This is a genomic window from Mycolicibacterium fluoranthenivorans, assembly GCF_011758805.1.
Taxonomy (GTDB): domain Bacteria; phylum Actinomycetota; class Actinomycetes; order Mycobacteriales; family Mycobacteriaceae; genus Mycobacterium; species Mycobacterium fluoranthenivorans.
In genome coordinates this window covers 120,811-132,122 of the sequence record NZ_JAANOW010000005.1, presented here as the reverse complement: position 1 = coordinate 132,122, position 11,312 = coordinate 120,811, and the positions used below count along the sequence as shown (strand labels likewise).

Here is an 11,312-nt window from a genome sequence, read left to right as displayed (position 1 = left end):
CATCACTACATCCTGAAGACGCCGAAGTTCGACGTCCCCTCGATCGGGCCACTGGCGATGGCGGACAGGCACATTCCCAACACGGTGCGGGTGTCGCGGGGATCGATCACGCCGTCGTCGTAGAGCCGGCCGGACAGGAAGGCCGGCAGTGATTCGGCCTCGATCTGTGCCTCCACCGCGGCCCGCAGAGCCGCATCGGCGTCCTCGTCGACCGTCTGTCCGCGGGCCTCGGCGGCGGCCCGGCTGACGATGGAGAGCACACCGGCCAGCTGGGTACCGCCCATCACCGCGGATTTAGCGCTGGGCCAGGCGAACAGGAACCGCGGATCATAGGCCCGCCCGCACATGCCGTAATGGCCCGCGCCGTAGGACGCTCCGATCAGCAACGAGATGTGCGGCACGGTCGAGTTGGAGACCGCGTTGATCATCATCGAACCGTGTTTGATCATGCCGCCCTCTTCGTACTGCTTGCCCACCATGTAGCCGGTGGTGTTGTGCAGGAACAGCAACGGGGTGTCGGCGCGGTTGGCGAGCTGGATGAACTGGGTGGCCTTCTGGGATTCCTCGCTGAACAGCACGCCCCGCGCATTGGCCAGGATGCCGACCGGGTAGCCGTACAGCCGGGCCCACCCCGTCACCAGCGAGGAACCGTACAGCGGTTTGAACTCGTCGAAATCGGAGTCGTCCACGATCCGGGCGATCACATCGCGCGGATCGAACGGGATGCGCAGGTCGGCGCCGACCAGGCCGATCAGCTCCTCCGCGTCGAAGCGTGGTTCGACCACCGGGGCGGGTGCGGGGCCTTGTTTGCGCCAGTTCAGCCGCGCCACGATGCGCCGCCCGATCCGGATGGCGTCGAGTTCGTCGATGGCCAGGTAATCACCCAGACCGGAAGTGCGGGCGTGCATCTCGGCGCCGCCGAGGGATTCGTCGTCGGACTCCTCGCCGGTGGCCATCTTCACCAGCGGCGGACCGGCCAGGAACACCTTGGAGCGTTCCTTGATCATCACGACGTGGTCGGACATGCCGGGGATGTAGGCGCCGCCGGCGGTGGAGTTGCCGAAGACCAGCGCGATGGTGGGAATGCCGGCGGCGGACAACCTGGTCAGATCCCGGAAACCCCGGCCGCCGGGGATGAAGATCTCCTTCTGGGTGGGCAGGTCGGCCCCGCCGGATTCGACCAGGGAAATCAGTGGGAGCCGGTTCTCCAGCGCGATCTGGTTGGCCCGCAGCATCTTTTTCAACGTCCACGGATTGGTGGTGCCGCCCTTGACCGTCGGGTCGTTGGCGACGATCAGGCATTCGACGCCTTCTACCGCGCCGATCCCGGTCACCACGCTGGCGCCGACGGCGAAATCGCTGCCCCACGCCGCGAGCGGGCTCAGTTCCAGGAACGGCGAATCCGGATCCACCAACAGTTCGACCCGTTCCCGCGCGGTCAGCTTGCCCCGGGCATGATGGCGGTCGACGTATTTCTCCCCGCCGCCGGCGAGCGCCTTGGCGTGCTCGGTGTCGAGCTCGGCGAGCTTGGCCGTCATCGCCTCGGCCGCCTCGGCGTACGCGGGCGAGCGCGGGTCCAGGGTGGATTTCAGTGTGGTCATGCCTGATACCCCAACGTCTTGGCGGCCAGTGCGGTGAGGATCTCCGTGGTACCCCCGCCGATGCCGAGGATCCGCATATCGCGGTATTGCCGCTCCACCTCGGACTCGGCCATATAGCCCATGCCGCCGAACAACTGGACGGCCTGGTTGGCCACCCACTCGCCGGCCTCCACGGCGGTGTTCTTGGCGAAGCACACCTCGGTGATCAGGTTGTCATCCCCGTTCAGTTGCCGCTCCACCAGCCGGCGCGTGTACACCCGGGCCACATCGATCCGGCGCGCCATCTCGGCCAGCGTGTTCTGCACGGCCTGGCGGGTGATGAGTGGCCTACCGAACGTCTCGCGGTTGCGGCACCAGTCGACGGTGAGGTCGAGGCACCGCTGCGCACTCGAATAGGCTTGGGCGGCAAGACCGACCCGTTCGGACACGAATGCGCCCGCGATCTGCAGGAAGCCGGTGTTCTCCACGCCCACCAGATTGGTGATGGGGACCCGCACATCGGTGTAGGACAGCTCGGCGGTATCGCTGGAGCGCCAGCCCATCTTGTCCAGCTTGCGGCTGACCTCGAATCCCGGTGTGCCCTTGTCGACCACGATCAGGGACACCCCGGCCGCGCCCGGGCCGCCGGTGCGCACGGCGGTCACCACGTAGTCGGCTCGCACGCCCGAGGTGATGTAGGTCTTGGCGCCGTTGACGACGTAATGGTCGCCGTCGCGGACAGCTTTGGTGGTGAGGTGCCCGACATCGGAGCCACCGCCGGGCTCGGTGATGGCCAGCGAGCCGATCAGGTTGCCCTGCAAGGTGGGTCGCACGTAGGTGTCGATCAGCCGCTGGTCGCCCGAGGCGATCATGTGCGGCACCGCGATCCCGCAGGTGAACAGGGAGGCGAACACGCCGCCGGGGGCGCCGGCCTGGTGCATCTCCTCGCAGATGACGACGGCGTCGGCGCCGTCGCCACCCCCACCACCCACCGATTCGGGCATGCCGGCGCCGAGCAGTCCCGCGGCGCCGGCCTTGAGGTGCAGATCGCGCGGCAGCTCACCGTCGCGTTCCCACGCCGAGGCGTTGGGCAGGATTTCGCGTTCGGCGAAGGTGCGCACCGTCTTTCGGAGCTCGTCGCGTTCTGGGGTGTGCCAGATGTCGGTCACAGCAGCCTTTCCGGGATGTCGAGACAGCGGGATCGCAACCATTCGCCGAGGCCCTTGGCCTGCGGGTCGAACCGGGCTTGATAGGCGACACCCTTGCCCAGGATGCCGTCGATGACGAAGTTGAGTGCGCGCAGATTGGGCAGCACGTACCGGGTGACCTCCAGTTCGGCAGTCTCCGGCAGCAATTCGCGCAGCTTGTCCACCGTCAGGGTGTGCGCCAGCCACTGCCACTGCGGGTCGGTGCGCACCCACACGCCGACGTTCGCCGATCCGCCCTTGTCGCCGCTGCGGGCACCCGCGACGCGGCCCAGCGGGGCCCGCACCGTCGGCCCATCGGCAGGTGGTGGCGGCGAGGGAGGTTCGTCGGCGGGGGCAAGTACCAGCGTCTCGGTGGCGGCGGGGATATCGACCCGGTTGCCGTCGGCGTGCACCGCGATATGTGGCACCAGCCCGGCGTCGACGTAGCCAGGGGTGAACACGCCGTACACCTGACCTTCCCCGGGGGGTGCGGTCGAGGTGAAGCCGGGGTAGCTGGCCAGTGCGAGTTCGACTGCGGCCGAAGAGAACTGGCGGCCCACCGTGGCGGGATCGGGGTCGCGGACCGCGCAGTGCAGCAGGGCGCTGGCGGCTTCTTCGGTGTCGGCATCGGGATGGTCGGTACGGGCCAGGGTCCATTCCAGTTCGGCCGGTCGCTTCGTGAGACTGCTCTCCAGCTGGCGCTGCAGCAATTCGGCCTTGGCCTCGATGTCCAGGCCGGTGAGCACGAACGACGTCGCGTTGCGGAACCCGCCGATGCTGTTGAGCGACACCTTCAGCGTCGGTGGCGGTGCCTCGCCGCGCACGCCGTCCACCCGTACCCGGTCCGGCCCGTCGGGGGACAGCGATATCGAATCCATCCGCAGCGTCACGTCCGGGTTGGCGTACCGCGCACCGGTGATCTCGTAGAGCAGTTGCGCGGTGACGGTATCCGGGCTGACCAGGCCGCCGGTCCCGGCGTGTTTGGTGATGATCGAGGATCCGTCGGCGGCGATCTCGGCCAGCGGGAAGCCGGGCCGGAACACCCCGTCGGTCGCCGGGATCTCCGTGAAGAAGGAGAAGTTGCCGCCGGTGGCCTGCGTGCCGCATTCGATGATGTGGCCCGCGGCGACGGCACCGGCCAGCGCGTCGTAGTCGGTCCTGCTCCAGCCGTGATGTGCTGCGGCCGGCCCGACGATCACCGAGGCGTCGGTGACGCGGCCGGTCACCACGATGTCGGCGCCGGCGTTCAGGCAGTCGACGATGCCCCACGCGCCGAGGTAGGCGTTGGCGGCGAGCACATTCCCGAACCCCAGTTCCTCGGCGCGCCCGACGAGGTCGTCACCTTCCACATGGGCGACGTTGACGGTCAGGCCCAGGCGGTCGGCGAGTTCGCGCACCGCGGTGGCCAGAGCCGCGGGGTTCAGGCCGCCCGCGTTGGCCACGATCTTCACGCCCCGGTCGAGCGCGATGCCCAGGCAGTCTTCGAGCTGACGCAGGAAGGTCTTGGCGTAGCCCAGCCCGGGGTTCTTCGCGCGGTCGCGCGCCAGGATGAGCATGGTGAGTTCGGCGAGATAGTCGCCGGTCAGAAAATCCAGCTCACCGCCGCTGAGCATCTCCCGCATCGCCGCGAGGCGATCGCCGTAGAAGCCCGAACAGTTGCCGATCCGGACCGCACCAGCTGCAGGCGTCACGCATTCTCCCTCGAACTGGACGCGATCTGACCGCGACCAACCAACCGGTAGGTTAATGGGTACCGCCGGTCTCGAGTCAAGGGGTCGGGTGGACCCGAGCCTGAAGCGAGGCATCGATCCGGAAGCCGGCGTCGCCCTGGGTTCAGTCTCGGCGACGAGGTGTCGCGTGGTGGGCCGATTGCGCGAGGAAACGGCGTCCGGTGACCGCCGACCGTCCAGCGGTTTGGAGGCAACCGGCGGCCCGGGCTATCCTGGATGCCAATTGCCGCCGCTGTGCTCTGCGCGTCGGTGCCCCCTCAAGAGGAGATCTCGATCATGGCTGTGCCCAAGCGCCGGATGTCGCGCTCGAACACCCGTAGCCGCCGCGCGCAGTGGAAGACCGAGGCCACCGGCCTGGTCAACGTCAATGTCGCCGGTCAGCAGCACAAGGTGCCGCGTCGCCTGCTCAAGGCTGCCCGTCTCGGCCTCGTTGACCTCGACCGCAAGTAAGCGTCCGACAGACACGTCTCCGGCGCGCCTCTCAGGTCGCTCTCAGACGCGCGGGTGACACTGTGGCAGTGCGCATTCTTGTCGTTGACGACGATCGCGCGGTGCGCGAATCACTGCGCCGGTCGCTCTCTTTCAACGGGTACTCGGTCGAGTTGGCCCAGGATGGTGTCGAGGCACTGGATCTGATTTCCAGTGACCGTCCGGACGCCCTGGTCCTGGATGTCATGATGCCGAGGCTCGATGGCCTGGAGGTCTGCCGGCATCTTCGGAGCACCGGTGACGATCTGCCGATCCTGGTGCTGACCGCCCGTGATTCGGTATCCGAACGGGTGGCCGGCCTCGATGCGGGCGCCGATGACTACCTGCCCAAGCCGTTCGCGCTCGAGGAGCTGCTGGCCCGGATGCGGGCGCTGCTCCGGCGCCGGGTGCCCGACGACAGCAGCGAATCCCGCGCACTGACCTTCTCGGATCTGAGCCTGGATCCCGTCACCCGCGAGGTCACCCGCGGTGAGCGGTCCATCAGCCTCACCCGCACCGAGTTCTCCTTGCTGGAGATGCTGATCGCCAATCCGCGCCGGGTGCTCACCCGCAGCCGCATTCTCGAAGAGGTGTGGGGATTCGATTTCCCGACATCGGGCAATGCTCTCGAGGTGTATGTCGGATACCTACGGCGCAAGACCGAGGCCGAAGGAGAACCGCGGCTGATCCACACCGTGCGCGGGGTGGGTTATGTGCTGCGTGAAACGCCACCCTGATGCCCGGTCGGATGAACGCCGTGAAAGCGCCTCATCGTCGTTACAGCACGGTTCGCAATGTCAGTTCGGTCTCGCTGCGCTGGCGGGTGATGCTGCTGGCGATGTCGATGGTGGCCATGGTCGTGGTCCTGATGGCCGTCGCCGTCTACGTGGTGGTGTCGCGTTCGGTGTTCGCCGATATCGACAATCAGCTGCACAGCCGGGCCCAGCTGCTCATCGAGAGCGGGTCGCTGGCCGCGGATCCGGGTAAGGCCATCGAGGGCACCGCCTATTCGGATGTGAACGCCATGCTGGTCAGCCCCGGCCGCTATATCTACACGGCCAATCAGCAGGGCCAGACGCTGCCACTGGGCGCGCCCGAGAAGGCGGTGGTGCAGGGCGAGCTGCTCATGTCGCTGCGCACCGTCAACAACCAGCGGGTGCTGGCCGTCCATCTCGCCGACGGTAACTCGCTGCTGATCTCCAAGAGTCTCGCGCCGACGCTGGCACTGCTCAAACGGCTGGGCACAGTGCTGGCCATCGTGGGCGGCGCGGGGATGGCGGTGGCCGCCATCGCCGGCGGGATGGTGGCCCGCGCCGGCCTGCGTCCGGTGGGCAGGCTGACCCAGGCCGCCGAACGGGTGGCTCGCACCGACGACCTGCGGCCGATCCCGGTGGTGGGCACCGACGAACTCGCCCGGCTCACCGAGGCTTTCAACATGATGCTGCGCGCCCTGGCCGAATCCAGGGAACGCCAGGCCAGACTCGTCACCGATGCCGGACACGAACTGCGCACGCCGCTGACTTCGCTGCGTACCAACGTCGAGCTGCTGATCGCCTCCATGGCGCCGGGGGCGCCCCGGCTACCCGACGACGAGATGGCCGGCCTGCAAGCCGACGTGGTCGCTCAGATCGGCGAATTGTCCACCCTGGTGGGCGATTTGGTGGACCTCAGCCGGGACGACGCCGGTGTCGTCATCCACGAGGCGGTGGACATCTCCGAGGTGGTGGAACGCTCGTTGGAGCGGGTGCGCCGCCGCCGCGGCGATATCGAGTTCGACGCCGACGTCATCTCGTGGCAGGTCTACGGCGATGCCGCGGGGCTGTCCAGGGCAGTGCTCAATTTGCTGGACAACGCAGCGAAATGGAGTCCGCCCGGCGGCCGGGTGTCGGTACGGCTCCAGCAGCGCGACGCCGTGCACGCGGAACTGGTGGTGGCCGATCGCGGGCCGGGCATTCCGCCCGAGGAGCGTGACCTGGTCTTCGAACGGTTCTACCGGTCGACGTCGGCCCGGGCCATGCCCGGCTCCGGTCTCGGCCTGGCGATCGTCAAACAGGTGGTGCTCAAACACGGTGGGACTCTTCGGGTCGAGGACACCGTGCCGGGTGGCGACCCGCCGGGCACCTCGATCCGGGTACTGCTGCCGGGTCGGCGGGCGATCCCCGAAAGCACTGTCGACATGCCCGCCGCGACACGCGCCGTCAATTCAGTGGACGGTGCGGTGGCCGGCGCGGAGAATAATTGACGCTCGGCCTGAGGGTACTGCGGCGCATCGGGGTGTGATCTGAGACGCGAGGGGGATCTCTTCGTGTTGTCCTGGACGTTCTCTAAGTGGATTCTCAGCCCAAGTGGGCACTGTGTACGTGACGGATGCGTTGACCAGGTAACAGGATCTCGACAGAAAGAACGCGGAGCCACATGACGAACCACCCCAGGTACACGCCCCCGCAGCGCCCCGGCGGGTATGAACCGGGGGCCGGGTACTCCCCGCCGCACGGTGTTCCGCAAACCGGCTACCAGCAGTCGTACGACTGGCGATACGCGCAGCAACCCCGTCAACAGCACCCGCCGCAGCCTCAGTACGACCCGTATCGACCCGCCGGAGGGCCGGGTCCGGTGCCCGGACGTCGTCCGGAAAAGCGTTCGCGCACAGGTGCTTTGGTCGCCGGAGCGATCGCCGTCGCGGTGGTGTCGGCCGGAGTCGGCGGCGGGGTGGCCGTCTTGGCCCAGCCGGACCGGACCACGGCCACCACCTCTTTCGGTGGCGCCACCCCGGGTGTCCCGGCCGCCAACCTGCCGGTGGGCTCCGTCGAGCAGGTCGCCGCCAAGGTGGTGCCCAGCGTCGTCAAGCTGGAGACCGATATGGGCCGGGCGTCCGAGGAGGGCTCAGGCATCATCTTGAGCACCGACGGGCTGATCCTCACCAACAACCATGTGGTGGCCGGCGCGGGTCCAGGGGGCCCCTCCGCACCCGGGGCGCCGTCCGCCGGTGGTGCCGCACAGACCAAGGTGACCTTCGCCGACGGCCGGACCGCGACGTACAGCGTCGTCGGGACCGATCCCAGCAGCGATATCGCGGTCGTGCGCGCACAGGGCGTGTCCGGCCTCACCCCGATCACGGTGGGCTCCTCGGAGAATCTGCGGGTGGGCCAGGACGTGGTGGCGATCGGCTCGCCACTCGGACTGGAGGGCACCGTCACCACCGGCATCGTCAGTGCGTTGAACCGGCCGGTGGCCGCCGGCGGCGATGCCAAGAACCAGAACACCGTGCTCGACGCCATCCAGACCGATGCCGCGATCAATCCCGGTAACTCCGGCGGCGCGCTGGTCAACATGAACGGTGAGCTGGTGGGCGTGAACTCGGCCATCGCCACCCTCGGTGGCGATTCGGGCCAGTCCCAGAGCGGTTCGATCGGGCTCGGCTTCGCGATCCCGGTGGACCAGGCGAAGCGGATCGCCGACGAGCTGGTCCAGAACGGGACCGCCACACACGCCTCGCTGGGCGTGCAGGTCGGTAATGACGCGGGTGTCGACGGTGCCAAGATCGTCGAGGTGACCGCGGGCGGCGCGGCCGCGTCGGCGGGCCTGCCCAGCGGTGTGGTGGTGACCAAGGTCGATGACCGGGTGATCGGCAGCGCGGACGCGTTGGTGGCGGCGGTGCGATCCAAAGCACCCGGCACCAAGATCACCCTGACCTACCTGGATCAGTCCGGGAAGCCGGCCACGGTGGACGTCACCCTGGGCAAGGCCGCGCAGTGACCCGCACACGTGGCGACGCGCGGCTGTCGGCTGCTCCGTTGTCTGTGGCCGGATATACGGTGGCACTCATGGAACAACCTGGGTCGATGGTAGGGCGTGCACTCGTCGTCGTGGTCGACGACCGGACTGCACATGGGGAAGAAGATCACAGCGGGCCGTTGGTCACCGAGCTGCTCGGAGAGGCCGGATTCCTGGTCGATGGCGTCGTGGTGGTGTCCGCCGATGAGGTGGAGATCCGCAACGCGCTCAACACGGCGGTGATCGGTGGGGTGGATCTGGTCATCTCTGTCGGTGGCACGGGTGTGAGTCCGCGCGATGTGACCCCAGAGGCCACCGTCGACATCCTGGACCGCGAGCTGCTCGGCATCTCGGAGGCGCTGCGGGCGTCGGGACTGTCCGCCGGCATCATCGACGCCGGTGTCTCGCGGGGTCTGGCCGGTATCTCGGGCAGCACCCTCGTGGTGAACATCGCGGGTTCGCGGGCTGCAGTGCGCGACGGAATGGCCACCCTGGGCCCCCTCGCGGGCCAGATCATCGGCCAGCTCTCGAGCCTGGACATTTAGCAGCGTTTGTCAGATCCGAAATATGCTCGTTCGCGCACGTGAAGGAAGAAATCGCAGGCCCGTTGCGTTACATGCGTGTGAACAGCACCGGGCCTGCGATTGTGATCTTAGTCACACCTGGAGAATGATGTGAGCGGTCCCCCGAAGCCTTCGCGAGATGTAGTTAACGCCATCTTCGGCGACGAGCTGCCGAGCACGACGAGCGATGAGCGCGGTGACAATTTGCCGGCGGAGGCATCTGATCGCGATCGGTGGCTGCGCGACAACGTGCCGCCGCACCACGGCTGAGCTGTGTTTTCGTTCTGATCGGCTGAAATCTCTTTGATTTCGGCGCAAATCTCTGTGCGCCTTGACGCGTGAGGCAAATACGAACCCGTTGTGGTGCGCTGCCACTGGTGCGCCCGATCGTTGCTGCATCTGCATGACCCAGCAAACTCCCGTCGCGGTGTAGGGGGGTGCCGGATGTCGCCATGTACGCGTTGCCGGGTGGATGCCTCCCCGTTATGTTCCTCGTGTCAACGATGAGCAAAGAGTAAGAGCAACATGTGGGCTTTCTAATTTGGTTCACATGGAGGTCTTGCAAGGTGTGAGGTTGCGTGAGGGCCGGGCCACACATCGACAGATACGGTGTTCCACGCCAGAACACCGTCGGCACAGCTAGGGAGAACATGAAGGCATTCAGTCGGGTGCTGCTCGCGATGGTGGCGGCTTTTGCCGCGCTGTTCGTGGGTACGGGCACTTCTCACGCGGGTCTGGACAACGAGTTGAGTCTCGTGGACGGCAAGGACCGGACCCTCACCATCCAGCAGTGGGACACGTTCCTCAATGGTGTGTTCCCGTTGGACCGCAACCGGCTGACCCGTGAGTGGTTCCACTCGGGTAAGGCCAAGTACATCGTCTCGGGCCCGGGCGCGGATGACTTCGAGGGCACGTTGGAGCTGGGTTACCAGATCGGCTTCCCGTGGTCGCTCGGTGTGGGTATCAACTTCAGCTACACCACGCCGAACATCCTGCTCGACGATGCGACGCCGTCGAACCCGCTGCAGGTGATCACGCCGAACCTGTTCCCGGGTGCGTCGATCAGCGCGGATCTGGGTAACGGCCCGGGTATCCAGGAAGTGGCGACCTTCTCCACCGATGTTTCGGGCGCCAATGGTGCGGTGGCGGTGTCGAATGCGCATGGCACGGTGACCGGTGCTGCCGGTGGTGTGCTGCTGCGTCCGTTCGCTCGGCTGATCGCCAAGGAGGGTGACTCGGTCACCACCTACGGCGAGCCCTGGAACATGAACTGACGTTTCGGCGATAAACGGCGCGGGGGTGCCGTCTGGGCTTCGGCTCCGGACGGCACCACCTGCGTATTTAGGCCACCACACACAGGTAAGGGAGAACATGAAGGCATTCAGTCGGGTGCTGCTCGCGATGGTGGCGGCTTTTGCCGCGCTGTTCGTGGGTACGGGCACTTCTCACGCGGGTCTGGACAACGAGTTGAGTCTCGTGGACGGCAAGGACCGGACCCTCACCATCCAGCAGTGGGACACGTTCCTCAATGGTGTGTTCCCGTTGGACCGCAACCGGCTGACCCGTGAGTGGTTCCACTCGGGTAAGGCCAAGTACATCGTCTCGGGCCCGGGCGCGGATGACTTCGAGGGCACGTTGGAGCTGGGTTACCAGATCGGCTTCCCGTGGTCGCTCGGTGTGGGTATCAACTTCAGCTACACCACGCCGAACATCCTGCTCGACGATGCGACGCCGTCGAACCCGCTGCAGGTGATCACGCCGAACCTGTTCCCGGGTGCGTCGATCAGCGCGGATCTGGGTAACGGCCCGGGTATCCAGGAAGTGGCGACCTTCTCCACCGATGTTTCGGGCGCCAATGGTGCGGTGGCGGTGTCGAATGCGCATGGCACGGTGACCGGTGCTGCCGGTGGTGTGCTGCTGCGTCCGTTCGCTCGGCTGATCGCCAAGGAGGGTGACTCGGTCACCACCTACGGCGAGCCCTGGAACATGAACTAGCAATTCGCCGAACCA

Annotated in this window: 10 protein-coding genes; 7 read left to right on the top strand and 3 right to left on the bottom strand. The window is 66.9% G+C overall.

All coding sequences use genetic code 11. From position 1 onward, the window contains the following. Positions 1 to 5: 5 nt before the first annotated feature. From FHU31_RS29525 to FHU31_RS29515, 3 genes are read right to left on the bottom strand one after another with little or no spacing between them, the layout of a single operon-like run. Positions 6 to 1,601 carry an acyl-CoA carboxylase subunit beta gene (locus tag FHU31_RS29525; RefSeq protein ID WP_167164717.1) on the bottom strand — a complete coding sequence of 532 codons (1,596 nt, stop codon included), beginning with the start codon at positions 1,599 to 1,601 and terminating at the stop codon, positions 6 to 8. Then, positions 1,598 to 2,749: an acyl-CoA dehydrogenase family protein gene (locus tag FHU31_RS29520; RefSeq protein ID WP_263988161.1), complete on the bottom strand. Its 1,152-nt coding sequence runs from the start codon at positions 2,747 to 2,749 to the stop codon at positions 1,598 to 1,600. Before FHU31_RS29520 ends, FHU31_RS29525 begins: the two co-directional genes overlap by 4 nt. Further along, positions 2,746 to 4,458: an acyclic terpene utilization AtuA family protein gene (locus tag FHU31_RS29515; protein WP_263988162.1), complete on the bottom strand. Its 1,713-nt coding sequence runs from the start codon at positions 4,456 to 4,458 to the stop codon at positions 2,746 to 2,748. Before FHU31_RS29515 ends, FHU31_RS29520 begins: the two co-directional genes overlap by 4 nt. 315 nt (positions 4,459 to 4,773) lie before the next feature. On the opposite strand from FHU31_RS29515, the gene rpmF reads away from it, so the two are divergent. The 7 genes from rpmF (at position 4,774) to FHU31_RS29480 (ending at position 11,297) form a co-directional block, all read left to right on the top strand. Continuing rightward, positions 4,774 to 4,947: a 50S ribosomal protein L32 gene (rpmF, locus tag FHU31_RS29510; RefSeq protein ID WP_024453127.1), complete on the top strand. Its 174-nt coding sequence runs from the start codon at positions 4,774 to 4,776 to the stop codon at positions 4,945 to 4,947. Positions 4,948 to 5,015: 68 nt separating this feature from the next. After that, a complete protein-coding gene (locus tag FHU31_RS29505) occupies positions 5,016 to 5,702 on the top strand; it encodes a response regulator transcription factor (protein ID WP_090354937.1) in 687 nt (228 codons plus the stop codon). Positions 5,703 to 5,713: 11 nt separating this feature from the next. Continuing rightward, positions 5,714 to 7,207, top strand: coding sequence for a HAMP domain-containing sensor histidine kinase (locus tag FHU31_RS29500; protein WP_167164711.1), 1,494 nt, complete (start codon positions 5,714 to 5,716; stop codon positions 7,205 to 7,207). Positions 7,208 to 7,380: 173 nt separating this feature from the next. Continuing rightward, the gene (locus FHU31_RS29495; RefSeq protein WP_167164709.1) at positions 7,381 to 8,721 is read left to right on the top strand and encodes a S1C family serine protease; all 1,341 of its coding nucleotides are present in this window, start codon (positions 7,381 to 7,383) and stop codon (positions 8,719 to 8,721) included. A gap of 68 nt (positions 8,722 to 8,789) precedes the next feature. After that, positions 8,790 to 9,284: a MogA/MoaB family molybdenum cofactor biosynthesis protein gene (locus FHU31_RS29490; protein ID WP_208411586.1), complete on the top strand. Its 495-nt coding sequence runs from the start codon at positions 8,790 to 8,792 to the stop codon at positions 9,282 to 9,284. Between the two features lie 668 nt (positions 9,285 to 9,952). After that, a complete protein-coding gene (locus tag FHU31_RS29485; RefSeq protein ID WP_167164705.1) occupies positions 9,953 to 10,576 on the top strand; it encodes a porin MspA in 624 nt (207 codons plus the stop codon). 97 nt (positions 10,577 to 10,673) lie between these two features. Next, a complete protein-coding gene (locus tag FHU31_RS29480) occupies positions 10,674 to 11,297 on the top strand; it encodes a porin MspA (protein WP_167164705.1) in 624 nt (207 codons plus the stop codon). The last annotated feature ends 15 nt before the right edge of the window (positions 11,298 to 11,312 follow it).